We start from the raw sequence: 19822 nt of genomic DNA, 5'->3' as shown, positions 1-19822 counted from the left end.
AAAAATATGCCTATTCCAACGTATGATAAGTTCATTGAGCCCATACTCCGCTATTTGGCAACCCAACCAGATGGAATCATGGCCAAATATGCACACGAAGCTGCTGCCGAATCTCTTGGCATCACAGAAGCGGAAAAGCAGCAACTTTTAGCAAGCGGCAACCAGGCTATTTATAAAAATCGAGCGGGCTGGGCCCATGATCGTCTGAAAAGAGCGGGCCTATCTGACAGCCCACGACGCGGCTTCTGGAAAATAACAAGCAACGGGTTGGATTTTATCAAAAAACACCCCAAAAAACTCACTGACGCAGAGATAGTGAAATTAGCAACCGAATTCACCGACGTTAGATTAAGAATAATTCCTGACGCCACAGAAATTCCTACCACTGCTCAGTCCGTTGAAAAAAAATCAACGCAAACACCTGAGGATCGGTTAGACCACGCCCTGCTAGAAATACGAAATACAGTTGCACTCGAGTTACTCGAAACCGTATCAAGAGTCAGCCCGACATTTTTTGAAGCCATTGTTCTTGACCTGCTCCACAAAATGGGGTACGGAACCAACCGCACAGATCTCCAGCGAGTCGGCGGATCAGGCGACGGCGGGATTGATGGAATCATATCCCTTGATAAATTAGGGCTTGAGAAAGTATATATTCAAGCCAAGAGATGGCAAAATTCAGTGGGTCGCCCTGAGGTTCAAGCCTTCTACGGTGCGCTGGCCGGGCAACGAGCCAATAAAGGTGTTTTCATCACCACATCCAATTACACGACACAGGCGATTGAGTTCGCAAAATCAGTTGAAAAAATCGTGCTGGTTGACGGCTCGAAACTGGTTGAATTGATGATTGATTATGAAATCGGCATTTCATCAAAAACAGTCAAAATCCCTAAAATAGACAGTGACTATTTTGACGAGGACAGCGTCTAACAGGGCCATCACCCCGACGCTGCCAAAGCTGCCACGCTTCGCACGGCGGCTTTGGCACCACAGGTTGTGTCGGCGTTAAACCACCGCCGCAAACCGCGTCACCCGACGCGGCCGCAAATGCGCCTCCCGCCCCGGCGCCAAGTGCAGGCGTTCGCGCACATCCAACCACTGTTCGCGGGGCAGTTCGACGTCCACGTAACTGCCATCCTCGCGCCGGAACTCCAGCCGCGTGTTCGGGCCCACGGTGAGCGTTTGGGCCAGCGTCACCGTCCAGGTGTCGGCGCTGGCTTGGGCCACGATGTCCAGCTCGTGCGGGCGCACATAACTGACCTCCTCGTCCGGCGCCGCCAGCGCACCGCCGGGAACGTGCTCCACCCGTCCGTGGAACAGGTTCACATCGCCCAAAAACTTGAGAACGAAGGGCGAGGCCGGATGGTCGTACACCTCGTCCGGGGCGCCTTCTTGTTCGATCTTGCCTTCGTTCATCACCACGATGCGATCCGCCACTTCCATCGCCTCCTCTTGGTCGTGGGTGACGAACACGCTGGTGACGTGCATTTCATCGTGCAAGCGCCGCAGCCAGCGGCGCAGCTCTTTGCGCACTTTGGCGTCCAGCGCACCGAAGGGCTCATCCAGCAGCAGCACCTTGGGTTCCACCGCCAACGCCCGGGCAAGCGCCACGCGCTGACGCTGTCCGCCGGAGAGTTGGTGCGGGTAACGCTCCGCAATCCAATCCAACTGCACCAGCTTGAGCAGCTCGGTGACTTTGGCGCGAATCTGCGCCTCGCTCGGGCGCGTCTCACGCGGACGCACCCGCAGACCGAAGGCGACGTTCTCAAAAATCGTCATGTGGCCGAACAGCGCGTAGTGCTGGAACACAAACCCGACGTTGCGCTCACGCACCGTCGTGTGCGTGGCGTCTTCGCCGTGGAACAGCACGTGGCCGCTGTCGGGCTGCTCCAAGCCGGCGATCATGCGCAGCAGCGTGGTTTTGCCTGAGCCCGACGGCCCCAACAGCGCCACCAATTCACCCGACGGAATGGTGAGGTTCAAGTGGTTGCACACCGCCAAGCGGCCAAAGTGCTTGACCAGGTTGCGGACTTCGATGCTCATGTCAGTTCCTTTTTCATGCGCTGCTCCACCACGTACTTCAGCCCCAGCGTCACCAGCGCCAGCCCGGCCAGCAGCGAGGCCACCGCGAACGCCGCCGCGAATTGGTACTCGTTGTAAAGAATCTCGATGTGCAGCGGCAGCGTGTTCGTCTGCCCCCGGATGTGGCCAGACACCACAGACACCGCACCAAACTCCCCCATCGCCCGGGCGTTGCACAGGATCACGCCGTACAACAGCGCCCACTTCACGTTCGGCAGCGTGACGCGCCAGAAAATTTGCCAGCCGCTGGCGCCCAGCACGCGGGCGGCTTCTTCTTGCTCTTGGCCTTGGGCTTGCATGAGCGGAATCAGCTCCCGCGCCACAAACGGGAAGGTCACGAACACCGTCGCCAGCACGATGCCCGGCACGGCAAACACGATCTTCAAATCGTGGTCGCGCAGCCACTCGCCGAACCAACCTTGCAGGCCGAACACCAGCATGTAAATCAAGCCCGCAATCACCGGGCTGACCGAGAACGGCAAGTCGATCAGCGTGAGCAGCAGGTTTTTGCCCCGAAAGTCGAACTTGGCAATCGCCCAGGCGGCGCTGACGCCGAACACCAAGTTCAACGGCACGGCAATCGCAGTGGCCAGCAAGGTCAGGCGGATGGCGGAAAGTGCATCTTCATCGACCAGCGCGGCGAGGTAGGTCGCCCAGCCTTTGCGCAAGGCTTCGACGAACACCGCCACCAAAGGCGTGAACAAAAACAGCGCCAAAAACAGCAGCGCCCCCGCGATGAGCGAGCGCCGCACCCAGGCCGGTTCGTGCGTGGCGGCCAGGGCCGAGCGGGCCGGTTCGGAAACAACAACAGCGGTCACGGTCATGGTGTATCAGCGACCTTGGCGCCGACGCGCCCAGGCTTGCAGCAGGTTGATGGCAAGAAGCAAAGTGAAGGCAATCAGCAGCATCACCACAGCGATGGCGGTGGCGCCGGCATAGTCGTACTGCTCCAGCTTGGTGATGATGAGCAGCGGCGTGATTTCACTGACCATCGGCATGTTGCCGGCGATGAAAATCACCGAGCCGTATTCCCCCAGCGCCCGCGCAAAGGCCAGCGCAAAACCGGTGAGCAAGGCCGGCATCAGCGTCGGCAGGATGACGAAACGGAAGGTCTGCCAACGCGAAGCGCCCAACGTGGCGGCGGCCTCTTCCAACTCATGCTGCAAGTCTTCCAAGATCGGCTGCACCGTCCGCACCACGAATGGCAAGCCAATGAAGGTCAGCGCTACAAACACGCCCAGCGGGGTGAACGCCACCTTGAAGGGCAGCCAAGCACCGATCCAGCCATTCGGGGCGTAAAGCGCCGTCAGGGCGATGCCGGCCACCGCCGTTGGCAAGGCAAAGGGCAGATCGACCAGCGCATCGATGATGCGCTTGAACGGGAAGGTGTAGCGCACCAGCACCCAGGCCACCAGCAGGCCGCACACGCCGTTCAGCAGGGCGGCGGCCAACGAGGCACCGAAGGTCAGCCGATAACTGGCCAGCACACGCGGCGAGAACGCCGCTTCGACGAAACCGTCCCAACTCAACGTGAAGGTTTTGAGGAACACCGCCGACAGTGGGATGAGCACAATCAGGCACAAATAGAACACCGCCAGGCCCAGCGCCAGGTCGAAACCCGGTAGCACGGACGGACGGCGTAACAACAGCTTGGACAACATCACAACAGCAGCAGCAAAAGCGACAGTGGCGCGATGCTAGGCAGCCACCCCCAGCGGGAAAACGAAGCAAAACGCGCTAGCTCATGCGCAAAACGCACAATCCGGCCATGTCTGAAGCTGACCCGTTGCCAGCCCCCCCGCGCCCCACGGCGCCCCAGAGTGCCCCCGCCCGCGCCCTCGAACGCCTGGGCTTGACCACGCCCGAAGCCCTGGCGCTGCATCTGCCGCTGCGCTACGAGGACGAAACCCGCCTCACGCCGGTGGCGCGTGCGCGGCCCGGCGTGGCCGTGGTGGTGGAAGGTCAGATCGAAGACGCTCGTGTGGAGTCGCGCCCCCGGCGCCAGTTTCTGGTGACGCTGCGCGATGCCGCTGGGGATCGGCTGATCCTGCGCTTCGTGCATTTCTATCCCTCGCACCAAAAGACTTTGGCGCCCGGCCAGCGCGTGCGAGCGCACGGCGAGGTGCGCCCCGGTTTCTTTGGCCACGAGATGATCCACCCGACCTTCAAGGTGGTGGACGCCGATGCGCCTCTGGCGGACAGCCTCACCCCGGTGTATCCGAGCAGCGCACAACTGCCGCAAGCCTACTTGCGCAAAGCGGTGGCCAGCGGGTTGCAGCGGGCGGACTTGGCCGAAATCCTGCCCCCCAACACGGTGCCCGCCGGCCTGCCGCCGCTGCGCCAAGCGCTGGCGTTTTTGCACCACCCGCCCGCCGACGCTCGCTTAGCTCCGCTCGAAGACCGCAGCCACCCCGCTTGGCAGCGCCTGAAGTTTGAGGAACTGCTGGCGCAGCAGCTCTCGCAAATGCAAGCGCGCCGCGCCCGCGCCCAATTGGCAGCGCCCGAACTGCCCAGCCGGGAAGGCGCGTTGCGGGAACAACTGCTCGCCGCCCTGCCCTTTGCCCTCACCGACGCGCAGCAGCGGGTGTGTGCCGAAATTGCCGCCGATCTGGCCACGGGCCGCCCCATGCACCGCCTGCTGCAAGGCGACGTAGGCGCGGGAAAAACCGTGGTGGCCGCGCTGTCCGCCGCCGTGGCGATGGATGCGGGCTGGCAATGCGCGCTGATGGCGCCCACCGAAATCCTGGCCGAACAGCACTTCGCCAAGTTGGTGCAATGGCTGGAGCCGCTGGGCGTGAAAGTGGCGTGGCTCACTGGCAGCCGCAAAGGCAAAGCACGCAAACAAGCCCTCGACGCCCTGGCCAGCGGCGGCGCCGCGCTGGCAGTGGGCACCCATGCGGTGATTCAGGACGATGTGCAATTCGCCCGGTTGGGTTTGGCCATCGTCGATGAACAGCACCGTTTTGGCGTCGAACAACGCTTGCGGCTGCGGCGCAAACTCCAAGCCGAAGGACGGGCCACGCTGGAGCCGCATCTGCTGATGATGAGCGCCACGCCCATCCCCCGCACCCTGGCGATGACGTATTACGCCGACCTCGAAGTTTCCACGCTCGACCAACTGCCGCCCGGTCGCACCCCCATCGTCACCAAAGTGTTTGCGGACACGCGCCGCACGGAGGTGATCGAGCGCATCCGCGATGAAGTGGCACGCGGGCGGCAGGTGTATTGGGTGTGCCCGCTGATCGAAGAAAGCGACGGCGAGGACTTGAGCGGCAAAAGCATGGCCGAACTGCGCAACGTCACCGAAACCCATGCGCTGCTGAGTGAAGCGCTGCCGGGCGTGCAAGTCGGGCTGCTGCATGGCCGACTCCCACCCGTGGAAAAAGCCACGGTGATGGCCGGCTTCAGCGCCGGCGTGCTGGGCGTGTTGGTGGCGACCACGGTGATCGAAGTGGGCGTCGATGTGCCCAACGCTAGCCTGATGGTGATCGAGCATGCCGACCGCTTCGGCTTGGCGCAACTGCACCAGTTGCGTGGCCGGGTCGGACGCGGCAGCGTGGCCAGCGTGTGCGTGCTGCTGTACAGCGGGCCGTTGTCCGAGACGGGCAAGCAGCGCCTGCGGGCCATGGTCGAAACCACCGATGGGTTTGAAATTGCCCGGCGTGATTTGGAGATCCGTGGCCCGGGGGATTTCATGGGCGCCCGCCAATCCGGCGATGCCCTGCTGCGCTTCGCCGATGTGACGCAGGATGCCGCCTTGCTGGCGCAAGCACGCCACGTCGCCCCGCTGTTGTTGGATCGGCATCCGCAAGCCGCTGCCGCGCAGGTGGCGCGGTGGTTGGGGCAGCGGGCGGAGTTTTTGAAGGCTTGAACCTAGAATCAGTGCTCATGACCCGCCGCTGTATCCTCCACGCTGGTATGCACAAGACCGGATCTACTTCGATCCAGAACTCGCTGTACCGCAACCCCACCCTCGAAGGCGCCACCTATGTGGACGTGGGCGTGCCCAACGCCAGCGGCGCACTGATGCAAGCGTTTGGGCAGTGGCGCATGCACTCGTCCCCACTCCGACCTGCCATCACGCCGGAGTTCCGGGCCTTCCGGCGCCAAGTCAGCCGCCAGCAGTTGGGTCAAGAAGTGGCCAAAGGTGGGCCGTGTGTCATCCTCTCCGGAGAAGACGCCTGCCGACTCGAACCAGCCGAAGTGCAGGACATGCGTCAACTGCTGCGCCAGCACATCAAAGAAACCCACGTCATCGCCTACGTGCGCGACGCCAAGGGGTACATGGAGAGCATCTACCAACAGTTGCTCAAAGGCGGCGGCAAAGGTCTCTTGCTTTGGGAAGTGCTGTACCCACGCTACCGTTTCACTTTGAAGAAGTTCGATCTGGCGTTTGGCCGCGAGCATGTCACGCTGGTGCCGTTTCAAACGTCGGCGCTGGCTGAAGGCTGCGTGGTGCGGGATTTCTGCCAGCGCACGGGCGTGCGCATCGATCCGAGCACGGTGTTGCGCGCCAACGAGGGCATGTCTCGCAACGCCACCGCGCTGCTGGTGAATTACCGTCGTTTGATCGGCATGGACACCCGCTACGGCGCGGCCCTCGATCCTGCGCTGCATGGGGTGCTGCGCGTCGAGAGTTACATGGTGCATGACTTCCTGCAAGTTCCCGGCCCCAAGCTGCGCTTTGCCCCCGAATTGCTGGCGGACTTCTTGGCGCAAAAAGGCGAAGACCTGGACTGGATCAGCCAGCGCATCGGCCACGATGTGCGCCACCTGGGCAGTGCCAGCGCCGACGATATCCACTGCGATGCCGACATCCTGCGCCTAAGCCCCGAAGCCCTGGATTGGCTGGCCCAACGCAGCGGTGTGGCCCTGCCCCCCCCACCGCCCAGCCCGCCGACCTGCTGCCTGCCTTCCAAGTCCTGCGCCAACGGGCCATCGAGCGGGTGTTGGCCGAGGGCGTGGGTGTGCCTCCGGTCAAACTATCGCCTGGGGTGCCTGCGCGTCCGCCGCTTGCCGTGCGCAAACCTGGCGCTGCGACCTCACCCCGCGCAGGCGGCTGATCGCATCCGTTCGACCTGTTCCCACAACTCCGTGGCCTGCTGCTGCCAGTAGGCCGGGCTGGCAAACCACGGAAACGCCACCGGAAACGCCGGATCGCGCCACCGCCGCGCAATCCAAGCGCTGTGGTGAATCATGCGCAGCGTGCGCAAGGGCTCGATGAGCAGCAACTCGCGGTCGTCAAACGGCATCACGTCGCGGTAGCCGTCCAGCAGGTGATAGAGGCTGGCCTCCACGGCCTCGCGCTCGCCGGGCAGCAGCATCCACAGATCTTGAATGGCCGGGCCGTGGCCGCAATCGTCCAGATCAACCACGTTCGGCCCCGCGTGCTGGCCCTCGTCGCGCCACAGCACGTTGCCGGGGTGCATGTCCCCATGCAAACGCACGCACGATGGGGCCAAGCGCTCAAACTGGGTCTCGGCACACGCCAACGCCTCGGCACTGGCTCGCAACCAAGCCGATTCCGTATCCGAATGCACCACCCCGGTGTCGATGAGCTGTTGCCGTGCCGCATGTCCCAGCGTCTGCACGGACAGCGGCCGGCGGTGCTGAAACGTCGCCTGCCGGCCCACGCGGTGCATGCGCCCGACCAAGCGCCCCAACCGGGCCAGCACCTCCGCTGATTCCAGCTCCGGGGCATGCCCCACGCGCCGCTCGCTCACCGCCAGCCGATACATCCCACCGCCCTCGGTGCGAACGTGGGCCAGGCTTGGGCACAGCGCATCCACGCGCAACTCTTCTGAAAGCCAAGCCGGCGTCAAACGCAGCGGTGCCACCACGGGCACATCCTGCTCGGCCAGCGCGTGGGCGAAGGCGTGTTCTTCGCGGATTTGGGCGTCCGTCCAGCGACTGGGGCGGTAAAACTTGGCCACCACCACCCGCCCATCGTCCAAATGGGCTTGCCACACGCGGTTTTCGTAGGAATTCAGTTGCAGGAGGCGCCCATCGCCCTCCAGCCCCGCCAGGTGCAGGGCTTGCAACACCGCATCGGGATCGAGGTCAGCGAAGGCCCGCCCAGCGGGCGCCGGCGCGGCAGCAGAGAAATGTTCGGACATGCGGCCATGGTAGCCCCACGCCCCGCCGCCCCGCGCAGGGCCTCAGTCGGCGCGCAGACCGGTGACGCGGCCCCACAGCGTGTCCACCCGGCGCACCTGGCGCTTGAAGTGGTAGTCCACCTCGGCGGCACGATCTTCCAGCAGCTCTTCGATTTGCGATGCCACGGTGTAGGGTGGCAATTGCAGCAGCGCCTCGGCATCCGGGCCTTGGCGCAGGACGCGGGCCCCCGCGTTGTGGGCAATGCGCAGCATGGCGGTGTTTTCGGTGAGGGCGTGGATGATCAACGTGTCGATGTTGCGGTTGCGAGCGTGCAGAACCGCGTGATCGAACAGGCGTGAACCCAATCCGCCCCCCCGTGCTTGGCCCAGCACCGACACCCCAAATTCCGCCATTCGTGCGCCGCCCGTTCCCTGGGGCAAGTAAGCCAGGTGAGCCATTGCCACCAATTCAAGCTGGCGGTTGAAGATGCCGAACAGTTGATCCTGCTCGAAGTCCAGCCGTTCGACGTAGCGTGTCACCTGGGCGTCCGTCGCGCAGTAGCCAAAGCGCAGATACCGATCCGCCGGGGTCAGAGCCAACAAGTGCGCCAGCACCCGGGCGCGATGGCGTGCGCCGAGCGAGCGAATGGGAATCCAGCGAAGAACGGAAGACACAGCAGCAGAATCGGATGAAGCAGGCATGGCAGGCACCTCACGATGAGGGTTAACCCTGAATTTTACGATTCTTACACGAACGTTTCAGCCCGCCTGGGGTTGACACCCCCATGAACATCGATGCCCCCAGTCAGCATCCTCCCCCTGCGGGCTGATTTGGGATAGAATCGAAGGCTTTCCCGTCATCGGCGGGGAGTTCGGAGCTGAGGCGCACAACGCACAGCACCGGGCAGTCTGAGAGGCTGCATGCCGCGCACAGACCTTGTGCGCGGACTTCACAAGCAGTTCCGAAGACGCCAGGCGAACAAACAGCCGGTTTACTTTACAGATTTAGAGACCTTCTCATGAAGACCTTCAGCGCCAAGCCGGCCGAGGTGACGCACGAGTGGTTTGTGATTGACGCCACCGATAAGGTGCTCGGACGTGTCGCCAGCGAAGTGGCACTCCGTCTGCGCGGCAAGCACAAGGCCATCTACACGCCTCACGTGGACACCGGTGATTACATCGTCGTTCTGAACGCCGACAAAATCCGTGTGACCGGCAACAAGGCCAACGACAAGGTGTACTACCGCCATTCCGGTTTCCCCGGTGGCATCTACGGCACCAAGTTCAAGGACATGCAAGCCAAGCATCCGGGCCGCGCCCTGGAAAAGGCCGTCAAGGGCATGCTGCCCAAGGGCCCGCTGGGTTACGCCATGATCAAGAAGCTGAAGGTCTATGCGGGTGACACCCATCCGCACACCGCTCAGCAGCCCAAGCCGCTGGCCATCTGAGGAGCGCAGCAATGATCGGCAATTGGAACTACGGCACTGGCCGTCGCAAGTCTTCTGTGGCTCGCGTGTTCATCAAGAAGGGCACCGGCCAGATTACCGTCAACGGTCGTCCGCTGGAAGCCTACTTCGGTCGTCAAACCTCGATCATGGTCGTCAAGCAGCCTCTGGTGCTGACCGCCAACGTCGAAGCTTTTGACGTCCAAGTCAACGTACACGGCGGCGGTGAAACCGGCCAAGCCGGTGCCGTGCGCCACGGCATCACCCGTGCCCTGATCGACTACGACGCAGCCCTGAAGCCCGAACTGAGCCGCGCTGGCTACGTCACCCGCGATGCGCGTGAAGTCGAGCGTAAGAAGGTCGGTCTGCACGGCGCTCGCCGTCGCAAGCAATTCAGCAAGCGCTGATCCCCGACAAGACATCCTCACGGATGTCTATGCAAAATACAAAGGCCGCCGCGTGCGGCCTTTTTCACGTCCGCTGGTTTTGTTAGGAGCGTCGATGCGCTGGAAGTTCTTATGGCGCCGATGGACCACCACCATTCCGACCATGACCATCAGCCGCCGCCTGCCCTGGCCTTTGCGCTGGGCGGGCATCGCGCTGATGCTGGGCCTTTCTGCCGCGCTGGCGCTGTGGACATTCGAGTTTGGTAAGACCATCGCCGGCCTCGACCGCGACAGCCACGAGCGCATTGCAGAACTCGAAACCCAAGTGGAGCGGTTGCGCCAAGAACGAGACAAAGCCCAAGCGGTGGCCAACACCGCCGAAAGTCTGCTCACCACCGAACGCACCACCCAAAGCAAACTGGCTGAAAAGGTCAGTCAGCTTGAGGCCACCAACGTCAAACTCAAAGAAGACTTGAGTGTGTTCGAGCGCTTGCTGCAAGGAGCCGGCAAGGGGGTTGCCGCTCTGTCTGTCAAGGATTTGCAAGTCGATGCCCCTCAACCCGGTCGTTTGCACTACCAGTTCATGCTGCTGTTGGGCAACCGCAACGGGCCGGCTTTCAGCGGGCGGTACGAAGTCACCCTTTCGGGCACCCTGGGCGGCAAGCCCTGGAAACTCAGCCCCCCAGCCGGACGCCAACCTGTGCAGGTCAAACCGTACCAACGCTTCTCTGTCGACCTCGAATACCCTGCGCAGGCCGTGGTAAAAACCGTGCAGGTCAGCGTCACCGACCCCGGCGGTACGGTGCGCGCCACCGAAACCCTCTCACTGTGAAGTCCATCCCATTAGGGAGCCCACCATGCGCGTGGGTTGGCAGGAGAACCCTTGATGTTCGGCAAAAGCAAGAAGCAGCCCCCCATCCGTAGCCTGATCGGCGCGGGAACCACCGTGATCGGCGAGATCCGCTTTGCGGAAGGCTTGCGCATCGACGGTGAAATCCGTGGCGATGTGCTGGCCGAGGAAGGCACCTCCAGCTTGCTGGTCATCAGTGAAAATGCCCGCATCCACGGCAAGGTGATCGCCAGCCATGTGATCATCAATGGCCAAATCCTGGGCCCGGTGGACTCCAGCGAGTTGCTGGAATTGCAATCCAAGGCCCGCGTCATTGGGAATGTGTCCTACCAGGCGCTGGAGATGCACCAAGGCGCCACGATCAATGGCGAACTGCGCCCCTTGTCACCGCCGACGATCGACGACACCCCGATCACCCGGGCCAAGAACAGCAAAGACACCAAAGACCTCAAAGACGTCAAAGATCCGATCCCGGCCAAGTGATCGCATCGGCGACGCCATTCACGCAAAGGAATCCCTGCCATGACCGCAGTTGCAGAAGCCACCACCACCGAAACCCCGGATCTGTCGGCGCCGCTGATCTTCACCGATGCGGCTGCTGCCAAAGTCGCCGATTTGGTGGCCGAAGAAGGCAACCCCGACCTGAAGCTGCGCGTGTTCGTGCAGGGTGGGGGCTGCTCGGGCTTCCAGTACGGTTTCACTTTCGATGAAATCGTCAACGAAGACGACACGCCGATGACCAAAAACGGCGTCACCCTGCTGATCGACGCCATGAGCCTGCAATACCTGGTGGGCGCCGAGATCGACTACAAGGAAGACCTCAGCGGTTCGCAGTTCGTCATCAAGAACCCGAACGCTTCGACCACCTGCGGCTGCGGCTCCAGCTTCTCGGTCTGACCGGTCTGACGCCCGCCACCTGCTGGGCGTGAGCGCTCAGGCCGATTTGGCCAGCAGCTCAAAGTGCTCCACCACCGGTGGGGCCGCAAAGAACGGGCCGACAATGGCCCGCCATTGCCCGAACGCTTCGGAACCCCGGAAGGCCACGGTGTGGTCTTCCAGCGTGTCCCAAAAAATCTGCAACAGATAGCGTTCTGGGCTTTCGATCCCCTTGTTCACCTTGTAGCCCCGGAACCCCTGGGCGTGCGCGATGACCGTGGTCAGCCCGCGCTGGATGGCTTCGTCGAATTCGGCTTGGCGGCCGGGTTGGATGCGGATGTCGGCAAGTTCCAGAATCATGGGTTCGCTTCCTTGTTCTTCCTGGTTCACACGGGCCGCTCAGTGTGCCACCCCGGCGTTCTCCTGCAACGTCCAGGTGATGGGCTCACCACCGGGCCAGCGTTGCCAGCGCATGCGCTGCGGCCAGTGCCCTCGGGAGGAGGCCAACCACAGCTCCACCCGCCAGTCGTAAGGCTGGGTCGGCTCACGGCGCAGGTGCAAGCCCTCGTCGGACACGGCCACCACCTCCCACACCCAATCTGCCAGGCCACCACGCGGCGCTGCAACGCGCAGGGTGATGCGTTCTCCCACCGTCCACGGCGTCGGCCAAGCTTGCACGATGCCCACCAACTGCACCAAGGCGCTGAGGCGGTCTTGCATGCCGTCGTACAGGGGGGCGGTGAGTGGGGTGTCGGAAAAACTGAGCAACCCCTTGTCGTGCTGAAAATTGACGGCGTGCAGGGGGCGTTCGCGCCGCCGCTCCAGCAAACGTTCGGGGGACAGGCCGCCCAGCGCGTCCGTCCGCACCGCACCTTGGCTCACCCAATCTTGGCTCGGCCGGCCAGGGAGGTTCACCTGCTGCGCGATGCGGTAACGCCCGGCATCATGCTGCCAGTCGAGGCGTCCTTGGCCGTGCAGCAGCCCTTGCTCTACGTGGTAAGACCAGCTCCCCGTCGCCGGGATCTGGACGCGGTAGCGCGGTGGCGGGTCGGTCGGCCAGTTCGCTGGGTCGGGCGTGGGGTCGGAGGAGGCGCGCAGCAACGGCCCCTCTTGGGCAGCGGGCAGCTCGGCAGGCGACACATCAGGCGCGGCCACCACCGGGCGCGGGGCCGCCAACTCAGGCGCCACGGGCACGGCGGGCGGCAGTTCGGCCCGATCTTCCCAAGGTCGAAGCGTCGGCACCGGACGGGGTGGCGATGGCGCCGTGGCAGGTGGGGGTGTCAGCGGCCCCAGCGTGGGTGTTGATTCAGGCACAGGGTGCGGCGCCTGCGGCACCAGGCTGACACGCATCACTGGCCGGGCCGCAGGCGCCGTGCGCCCGCGTGGCGCGTGGGCTGTGCTCCACACCTGAAGCGCCACCACATGCGCCCCCAGCACGGCCAATACCAAACCCAGCCGAATGGGGGGCCACTCAGAAGGTTGAGACATCGCACAATGCTGCCCCTTGTGCTTCGCCACGCCCGCCTTGTTCGCCCATGAAACTCGCCAGTTATGACGATGGTTCGCGTGATGGCCACCTCGTGGTGGTCTCCCACGATCTGAGCATGGCCCACTACGCCAGCGGCATCGCCACGCGCCTGCAACAGGTGCTGGACGATTGGGGCTTTCTCGCGCCGCAGTTGGAGGAGCTGGCGATCAGCTTGAACCACGGTCGCGCCCGCCATGCCTTCCCGTTCGAGCCGAAACGCTGCCGGGCGCCACTGGCCCGCTGCACCCACTGGATGGTGGCGCAGGCGTGGCGCGAGGCCGCTGGCCCCTGGCTGCAACGCGGCGCAGGCGATGCCCTGCTCGGCCCCGCTGCCCGTGTGCGCGTGCCGGAAGGGGCCTCGCTCGATGGCCACGCCCAATGGGTGATGCTGACCGGCGATGTGCCGGCACATGCCGCGCCCGCGTCTGCTTTGGCCCAGGTGCGTCTGCTGGGGCTGGCCGCTGCGTGGTGGGTTCGACCACTTCCCGAAGGCGCCGATCCGCTGCACGCTTGGCCGGCCAGCAGTTTCAGCCCGGTGTTGGCCACGCCCGACGAAGTGGGCGACGCTTGGCAAGCCGGCCAACTGCGGCGCCCTCTAGAGATCCAGCGCGATGGCTCGCCGCCGTATCGGAACCCGCCCGAACCCGCCATGCACTGGCACGCTGGCCAGCTCATGGCTTGGGCCGCACGCGGGCATTCGCTGGGAGCGGGGACGCTCATCGGCACCGGCCCCCGGCCAGGGCTCTGCGAGGCACTGAGCGGCCTGCACGCGGGCGAGCGCGTTCACATCGACATGGCCGGCGCCGATGGCCACAGCCTGTTCGGCGCCATCACGCCCGAGTTGATCGACGCGGATGGCGATGATCCCGAGGAGAACCTCGCATGACCCCCATGGCGCGTTGGAAGCATCGCGGAGGGCGGTGTCTGCGCTGGGTGCTGAGTGGGCTGCTGGCCGGTGCGCTGCACGTCCACGCCGAACCCGCGCTTGACACGCCGGACTGCCCCCCCGCGCCCGCTCCACTGACCGAACCCGAGGTGCAAGCCGGTTGGCGCCAAGCGGTGGATCGTGGGCTGCTGTGGCAACTGGACAAGGACGGGCGTCGCTCGTGGCTCTATGGCACGATTCACGCCGCCCAGCGCGATTGGATGTTCCCCGGCCCGCAAGTGCGCGCCGCCTTGGCCCAGGCGCAGCGGGTGGCGCTGGAGCTGGATCCGCTGGATGAACGCACCCAGCGCCAGCTCCAACGCCTGATGAGCGTGCCAGCCGATGCCCCTGCTTTGCCGGCAGCGTTGCAACAGCGCTTGGCCCAGCGTGCCACCCAAGAATGCGCGGGATCGATGCTGACGGGGTTGCGCCCGGAGTTTCAACTCACGCTGCTGAATCTGCTGGCCTTGCGCCGCGAGGGCATGGATCCGGCTTACGGCATCGACGGCTTTTTGGCCGGGCTGGCCCGGGGTTTGAACAAACGCATCGACGCTTTAGAAACCCCCGCGCAGCAAGTTCAAGCCCTGTTGGCGCCGGACGCCACCCAGCGCCAACACGCTGTGGCCCACGCGCTGGACGATCTGGACAACGGTGCTCTGCGTCGCCAAGGCCGGCGCCTGGGCGAAGCGTGGGCCCGCAGCGACCTCGATGCCCTGAGCCGCTACGCCGAATGGTGCGAGTGCCTCGACACGCCCGCCGAACGCGCCGCGCTGCATCGCCTGCTCGATGCCCGCCATCCGGCCATGGTGCAGCGCATCGCGGCGTGGCATGACGCGGGCTTGTCGGTGTTCGTGGCCGTGGGCAGCTTGCACCTCACCGGCCCGCAGGGCTTGCCCGCTTTGCTGGCGGCACGCGGCTTCCGGGTCACCCAGCTGGTGCCGGTGCCGCCACCCAGCGCACAATCCAGCCTCGAACCGGTGCCATCCCCGATGCCGGAACCAGGAGACCGACCATGACGACAGCTTCCCCCTTCGGCGCTTTTGTGCCCGGCTTCGATTTTCTGCAAGGGCTGGTGAAAAACGCCGGCGCCGCCCTGCCCAATGTGGGCCAGTGGGTGGCCCCGACGCTCGATCCAGCCGAACTGGAAAAACGCATCAATGAGCTGCGCACCGTGCAGTTCTGGCTGGAGCAAAACGCCCGCATGATCGGCACCACCATCCAAGCGATGGAAGTGCAGCGCATGACACTGTCCACGCTCAAGAGCATGAACGTCTCGGCCAAAGACCTGCGCGAGGCCATGACGCTGAAGATGCCGTCCGTGGCCGCTGCCCCCGCGCCAACGCCGGCCCCGGCTCCCGCGACAGCCTCGGCACCCGCAGCGTCCACCACCGCCGCCAACCCGGCAGCCCCGATGCCAGGCGTGGTCGATCCCATGGCTTGGTGGGGGGCGTTGACCCAACAATTCACCGAAATCGCCAGCAGCGCCATGAAGGATGGCCGCGCCGAAGCCGCCCGCGAAACCATGGGGGCGATGATGAAGCAGTCCCTGGACGCGGCAGGTGAAACCTTCAAACAAGCCGTGGCCATGCCCGCTGCCGTGGCCCAACAAGCCGCTGAAGTGGCCAACGCCGCCGTGCAAGCCAGTGTGAGCGCCAAACGGACGCGCAAATCGGCGGCCTCCGCTGCCCCGACTGCCGACGCGGCTGCCGATGCGGCTTCCGACACCCCGCCACCGGCTGCTGAAGAGGCCCCGGCAGCCAAGCCGCGCCGCACCACGCGCAAGACCAGTGACTGATCCCCGCTCCCCCTCGCCCAGCGCTTGCTTGCTGGGCCACGCCACCCATCCGGATGCGCACATGGCGTTGGCGCTGGCGGCGGCGCAGGTCGAAGCCCGCCGGGCCACCCTGCGCCGTTTTGTGCCGACCTTGGGTTGGCTCTACCTGTCCGAACGTCTGATGCCGCAGGCCGAGGCGGTGCTGGCCGAGGCGCAACAGCGCTGGCCCGGCGTGACCTGGGTGGGTGCGGCGGTGGCCGGGCTGTGCGCCACGGGTGTCGAATACCTGCACGAACCCGCCCTGGCCCTGATGTTGACGGACGTGCCCCCGGCGCACTTCCGAACTTTCCATGGTCGCCAGCCTCTGGACGCCACGCGAGACTGGGGCGCCGCCCTGGTGCATGCCGATCCGGCCTTGCCCGATTTGCCCGAGCTGGTGGAAGAGCTGGCCGAGCGCGTGGGTGGGGTGGGCCTGTTCGGTGGGTTGGTGAGCCACCGGGGCCGGCCAGCGCAATGGGCAGGGGAAGCGGTGGAAGGGGGCTTGTCCGGCGTGGCGTTCACACCAGCGCTGCGATGGATCACCCGCTTGAGCCAAGGCTGTTGGCCGGTGGGTGAACCGTTCACCGTCACTGCCACGGACGGCCCAATGGTGCTGGCGCTGGACGATGAGCCCGCCCTCGACGTGCTCTTGGCCGAAGCGGGTGGCGGGGTGATCCAGGCGCACCAAACGCCCGATCCGGCGCTGATCCAGCGCTTGCGCCAGGTGTTCGTCGCCGTGGCGCCCGCGCACCATGCCATGCTCGACCCCGGTGGCTCGCTCAACGCCGACACCCATGTGCGCCCGCTCATCGGCATCGACCCGGGCCGGCGCGCCATGGCCTTGGCCGACTTGGTGGAGCCCGGCCAGCAACTCTGTTTCTGCCGCCGCGATCCGCAGGCCGCCCGGCGCGACTTGGTGCGTTTATGTACCGAGATCCGCGAAGAAGTCGAAGGCAACGGCGAGGACAGCGACGTGCCCACCCCCGCCGCTCGTTTGCTGGGCGCGATTTACGTCAGTTGCCTGGGGCGCGGTGGCGCGCATTTTGGTGGCCCGTCGGCTGAACTGGCCATCGTGCGCCAGGCGCTGGGCGACGTGCCGCTCATCGGCTTTTTTGCCGGTGGAGAAATCGCCGGCCCGCAACTGCACAGCCACAGCGGCGTGCTCAGTGTGCTCGTCAGCGCAGAATGACCTCCTGCCCATGAACCCAACTTCCGCCTCGCCCCCTCCCTCGCCCAGCGAACGCGCCGCCCGTCAATCGACCGTCGTGGCGGCGCTGCAAACGGTGCTGCCGGCCCATGCTGTGCTGTGGCAGCCCGAAGCCACCACCCCCTACGAATGCGACGGCCTGAGCGCCTACCGAGAGCGCCCCTTGGCCGTGGCCCTGCCTGAGAACGAAGCGCAGGTGGCCGCCGTGCTGCAAACCTGCCACCGGCTCGGTGTGCCCGTGGTGGCGCGGGGGGCGGGCACGGGCCTGTCCGGTGGGGCCATGCCGCACCCGATGGGCGTCACGCTGGGGCTGGCGAAGTTCAACCGCATCCTCGCCATCGACGCCCTGGCCCGCACCGCCACCGTGCAGTGCGGCGTGCGCAACTTGGCGATTTCGGAAGCGGTGGCCGCCCATGGGCTGTATTACGCCCCCGACCCATCGAGCCAAATCGCTTGCACCATCGGCGGCAACGTGGCGGAAAACTCCGGCGGCGTGCATTGCCTGAAGTACGGCCTGACGTTGCACAACGTGCTCAAACTGCGCGGTTTCACCGTCGAAGGCGAGGCGGTGGAATTCGGCAGTGAGGCGCTGGAGGGGCCCGGGCTGGATTTGCTCAGCGTGGTGGTCGGCAGCGAGGGCATGTTGGCGGTGGTGACCGAAGTCACCGTCAAACTCACGCCCAAACCGCAGGTGGCGCGCTGCATCATGGCCAGCTTCGCCGATGTGCGCCAAGCCGGTGAAGCGGTGGCGGCGATCATCGCCAACGGCATCATCCCCGCCGGCTTGGAGATGATGGATAAACCCATGACCGCCGCCGTCGAAGATTTTGTTCACGCCGGCTACGACCTGGACGCTGCCGCCATCCTGCTGTGTGAGAGCGATGGCACCGCCGAAGAGGTCGAAGAAGAAATCGCCCACATGATGCAGGTGCTGGGTCGGGCGGGTGCCACCCGCATGGCGGTCAGCCAAGACGAAGCGCAGCGCCTGAAGTTTTGGAGTGGGCGCAAAAATGCTTTCCCGGCGTCCGGGCGCATCAGCCCAGATTACATGTGCATGGATTCGACCATCCCGCGCAGCCGCTTGGCCGACATCCTGCTGGCCATCGCCGACATGGAACGCAAGTACAACCTGCGCTGCTGCAACGTGTTCCACGCGGGTGACGGTAACTTGCACCCGCTGATTCTGTTTGATGCCAACGACCCGGATCAACTGCGGCGCTGCGAACAATTCGGCGCGGAGATTTTGGAAACCAGCGTCGCCATGGGCGGCACGGTGACGGGTGAACACGGCGTCGGCATCGAAAAACTCAATTCCATGTGTGTGCAATTCAGCCCCGCCGAGCGCGAACAAATGCAAGCCTTGAAACGGGCGTTCGACCCGCAAGAATTGCTCAACCCCGGCAAGGTCATCCCCACGCTGCACCGCTGCGCCGAGTACGGCAAGATGCACGTCAAGCGTGGGTTGCTTGCGTTCCCCGAGCTGGAACGCTTCTGACGGAGGCCACGAGACCATGAAGATGACGGTGGCCTTGTCCAGCCTGATCGAAACCGTGCGCCAAGCGGCGGGCGATGGCCGCGCCCTGCGCATCCGAGGCGGGGGCAGCAAAGACTTTTACGGCGGCACGCCGGTGGGGGACATCCTCGACACCCGCGATTTGCAAGGCATCCTGAGCTACGAGCCCTCCGAGCTGGTGGTGACGGTGGCCGCAGGCACGCCGCTGATCTCCCTCGAAGCCCTGCTGGCGCAAAACGGCCAGTGTTTGGCTTTTGAGCCGCCCCGCCACGGCAGCGACCGCCGCCACACCACGGTGGGCGGCATGGTGGCTGCCGGCTTGGCTGGGCCGGCCCGCGCCGTGGTGGGGGGCGTGCGGGATTACGTGCTCGGCGCCACCTTGCTCAACGGCAAGGGGGAGTTGCTGAGTTTTGGCGGGCAGGTGATGAAAAACGTGGCGGGTTACGACGTGTCCCGCCTGTTGGCCGGCTCGATGGGCACGCTGGGGGTGATTTGTGAGGTCTCGCTCAAGGTGCTGCCCATCGCCCCGATGACCCTCACCTTGCGTTTCGACTTGGATCAGTCCACCGCGCTGCGCCGCCTGAACGAATGGGCGGGGCAACCGCTGCCGCTGTCCGCCAGCGCGTGGTGGGACGATGTGCTGGTGCTGCGCCTGCGCGGTGCCGAAGCCGCCGTGCAAGCCGCACACCGTCGGCTGGGCGGCGAGATCATCCCGGAAGAATTTGCCCATGGCTTTTGGGAAGGTCTGCGCGACCAGCGCGACGAGTTTTTCCACAACGCCGAGCGGGCCATCGAAAGCGGTGCGGCGCTGTGGCGGCTGTCGGTGGCGCCGACGGCCCCGCGCCTCAACCTGGCGGGTGAACAGTTGATCGAATGGGGCGGCGCGCAACGCTGGGTCGTGACCACGGCGCTGCCGGCGGTGTTGCAGGAAGCCGCCGCCGCCGCACGCGGCCATGCGACCTTGTTCCGAGGCGGGCCTCGCGGGGATGCCAGCGTGGCTGCACCGCTGTCGGCGCCCTTGCTGCGGTTGCACCGCCAAGTCAAAGCGGCGTTTGATCCGCACCATCTTTTTAACCGTCAGCGGCTGCACCCGGCGCTGTGA

21 protein-coding genes are annotated in these 19822 nt (G+C 64.8%); 14 read left to right on the top strand and 7 right to left on the bottom strand.

What is annotated here, in order from left to right; all coding sequences use genetic code 11:
* Nucleotides 1-6: 6 nt before the first annotated feature.
* Nucleotides 7-930: a restriction endonuclease gene (locus VITFI_RS07020; protein ID WP_089416374.1), complete on the top strand. Its 924-nt coding sequence runs from the start codon at nucleotides 7-9 to the stop codon at nucleotides 928-930.
* A gap of 75 nt (nucleotides 931-1005) precedes the next feature.
* Here the strand turns inward: VITFI_RS07020 and VITFI_RS07015 are convergent, their stop codons facing one another.
* From VITFI_RS07015 to cysT, 3 genes are read right to left on the bottom strand one after another with little or no spacing between them, the layout of a single operon-like run.
* Entirely contained in the window at nucleotides 1006-2043 is a 1038-nt protein-coding gene (locus VITFI_RS07015; protein WP_089416373.1) for a sulfate/molybdate ABC transporter ATP-binding protein, read from the bottom strand.
* Nucleotides 2040-2906: a sulfate ABC transporter permease subunit CysW gene (gene cysW / locus VITFI_RS07010; RefSeq protein ID WP_089416372.1), complete on the bottom strand. Its 867-nt coding sequence runs from the start codon at nucleotides 2904-2906 to the stop codon at nucleotides 2040-2042. The genes VITFI_RS07015 and cysW overlap by 4 nt, the downstream gene beginning before the upstream one ends.
* A 6-nt stretch (nucleotides 2907-2912) precedes the next feature.
* Entirely contained in the window at nucleotides 2913-3743 is an 831-nt protein-coding gene (gene cysT / locus VITFI_RS07005) for a sulfate ABC transporter permease subunit CysT (protein WP_089416371.1), read from the bottom strand.
* 107 nt (nucleotides 3744-3850) lie between these two features.
* Between cysT and recG the strand changes: the two genes are divergently transcribed.
* Together recG and VITFI_RS06995 are read left to right on the top strand one after the other, a co-directional pair.
* Nucleotides 3851-5953 carry an ATP-dependent DNA helicase RecG gene (recG, locus tag VITFI_RS07000; RefSeq protein WP_089418012.1) on the top strand — a complete coding sequence of 701 codons (2103 nt, stop codon included), beginning with the start codon at nucleotides 3851-3853 and terminating at the stop codon, nucleotides 5951-5953.
* Between the two features lie 17 nt (nucleotides 5954-5970).
* Nucleotides 5971-7197, top strand: coding sequence for a hypothetical protein (locus tag VITFI_RS06995; RefSeq protein ID WP_157725589.1), 1227 nt, complete (start codon nucleotides 5971-5973; stop codon nucleotides 7195-7197).
* On the opposite strand, the gene VITFI_RS06990 is transcribed toward VITFI_RS06995, so the two are convergent.
* Together VITFI_RS06990 and VITFI_RS06985 are read right to left on the bottom strand one after the other, a co-directional pair.
* Entirely contained in the window at nucleotides 7125-8198 is a 1074-nt protein-coding gene (locus VITFI_RS06990) for a serine/threonine protein kinase (protein WP_089416369.1), read from the bottom strand. The two genes, VITFI_RS06995 and VITFI_RS06990, sit on opposite strands and share 73 nt — an antisense overlap.
* A gap of 42 nt (nucleotides 8199-8240) precedes the next feature.
* A complete protein-coding gene (locus tag VITFI_RS06985) occupies nucleotides 8241-8879 on the bottom strand; it encodes a GNAT family N-acetyltransferase (protein WP_157725588.1) in 639 nt (212 codons plus the stop codon).
* A 317-nt stretch (nucleotides 8880-9196) separates the two neighbouring features.
* Here VITFI_RS06985 and rplM point away from each other — a divergent pair, with 317 nt between their 5' ends.
* The 5 genes from rplM to erpA all read left to right on the top strand — a co-directional run bounded on the left by rplM (nucleotide 9197) and on the right by erpA (nucleotide 11755).
* The gene (gene rplM, locus VITFI_RS06980; protein WP_089416367.1) at nucleotides 9197-9625 is read left to right on the top strand and encodes a 50S ribosomal protein L13; all 429 of its coding nucleotides are present in this window, start codon (nucleotides 9197-9199) and stop codon (nucleotides 9623-9625) included.
* An 11-nt stretch (nucleotides 9626-9636) separates the two neighbouring features.
* Nucleotides 9637-10029, top strand: a complete 393-nt coding sequence (rpsI, locus tag VITFI_RS06975; RefSeq protein WP_089416366.1) for a 30S ribosomal protein S9 — start codon at nucleotides 9637-9639, stop codon at nucleotides 10027-10029.
* 142 nt (nucleotides 10030-10171) lie between these two features.
* Entirely contained in the window at nucleotides 10172-10840 is a 669-nt protein-coding gene (locus tag VITFI_RS06970) for a DUF6776 family protein (RefSeq protein WP_198301656.1), read from the top strand.
* Nucleotides 10841-10894: 54 nt separating this feature from the next.
* Nucleotides 10895-11341 (top strand): bactofilin family protein, encoded by a 447-nt coding sequence (locus VITFI_RS06965; protein ID WP_089416364.1) that lies wholly within the window; start codon nucleotides 10895-10897, stop codon nucleotides 11339-11341.
* A gap of 39 nt (nucleotides 11342-11380) precedes the next feature.
* Complete coding sequence (erpA, locus tag VITFI_RS06960) at nucleotides 11381-11755, top strand: iron-sulfur cluster insertion protein ErpA (RefSeq protein ID WP_089416363.1); 375 nt, start codon at nucleotides 11381-11383, stop codon at nucleotides 11753-11755.
* Between the two features lie 36 nt (nucleotides 11756-11791).
* Here erpA and VITFI_RS06955 read toward each other — a convergent pair whose 3' ends face one another.
* Together VITFI_RS06955 and VITFI_RS06950 are read right to left on the bottom strand one after the other, a co-directional pair.
* Nucleotides 11792-12094, bottom strand: coding sequence for an antibiotic biosynthesis monooxygenase family protein (locus tag VITFI_RS06955; protein ID WP_089418011.1), 303 nt, complete (start codon nucleotides 12092-12094; stop codon nucleotides 11792-11794).
* A 39-nt stretch (nucleotides 12095-12133) separates the two neighbouring features.
* Nucleotides 12134-13222: a hypothetical protein gene (locus VITFI_RS06950; protein ID WP_089416362.1), complete on the bottom strand. Its 1089-nt coding sequence runs from the start codon at nucleotides 13220-13222 to the stop codon at nucleotides 12134-12136.
* 47 nt (nucleotides 13223-13269) lie between these two features.
* Between VITFI_RS06950 and VITFI_RS06945 the strand changes: the two genes are divergently transcribed.
* From VITFI_RS06945 to glcE, 6 genes are read left to right on the top strand one after another with little or no spacing between them, the layout of a single operon-like run.
* Nucleotides 13270-14148: a fumarylacetoacetate hydrolase family protein gene (locus VITFI_RS06945; protein ID WP_089416361.1), complete on the top strand. Its 879-nt coding sequence runs from the start codon at nucleotides 13270-13272 to the stop codon at nucleotides 14146-14148.
* Complete coding sequence (locus VITFI_RS06940; protein ID WP_089416360.1) at nucleotides 14145-15203, top strand: TraB/GumN family protein; 1059 nt, start codon at nucleotides 14145-14147, stop codon at nucleotides 15201-15203. The genes VITFI_RS06945 and VITFI_RS06940 overlap by 4 nt, the downstream gene beginning before the upstream one ends.
* Complete coding sequence (locus tag VITFI_RS06935; RefSeq protein ID WP_089416359.1) at nucleotides 15200-15982, top strand: PhaM family polyhydroxyalkanoate granule multifunctional regulatory protein; 783 nt, start codon at nucleotides 15200-15202, stop codon at nucleotides 15980-15982. Before VITFI_RS06940 ends, VITFI_RS06935 begins: the two co-directional genes overlap by 4 nt.
* On the top strand, nucleotides 15975-17189 hold the full coding sequence (locus VITFI_RS06930; protein WP_198301655.1) for an FIST signal transduction protein: 1215 nt from the start codon (nucleotides 15975-15977) through the stop codon (nucleotides 17187-17189). Before VITFI_RS06935 ends, VITFI_RS06930 begins: the two co-directional genes overlap by 8 nt.
* 10 nt (nucleotides 17190-17199) lie before the next feature.
* Nucleotides 17200-18702, top strand: coding sequence for an FAD-linked oxidase C-terminal domain-containing protein (locus VITFI_RS06925; protein ID WP_089416357.1), 1503 nt, complete (start codon nucleotides 17200-17202; stop codon nucleotides 18700-18702).
* A gap of 16 nt (nucleotides 18703-18718) precedes the next feature.
* Complete coding sequence (glcE, locus tag VITFI_RS06920; protein WP_232476680.1) at nucleotides 18719-19822, top strand: glycolate oxidase subunit GlcE; 1104 nt, start codon at nucleotides 18719-18721, stop codon at nucleotides 19820-19822.

It is taken from the genome of Vitreoscilla filiformis, assembly GCF_002222655.1.
Classification (GTDB): Bacteria; Pseudomonadota; Gammaproteobacteria; order Burkholderiales; family Burkholderiaceae_C; genus Ideonella; species Ideonella filiformis.
Note: the sequence above shows the minus strand (reverse complement) of the source record. Positions and strands in the feature narration are given on the sequence as shown.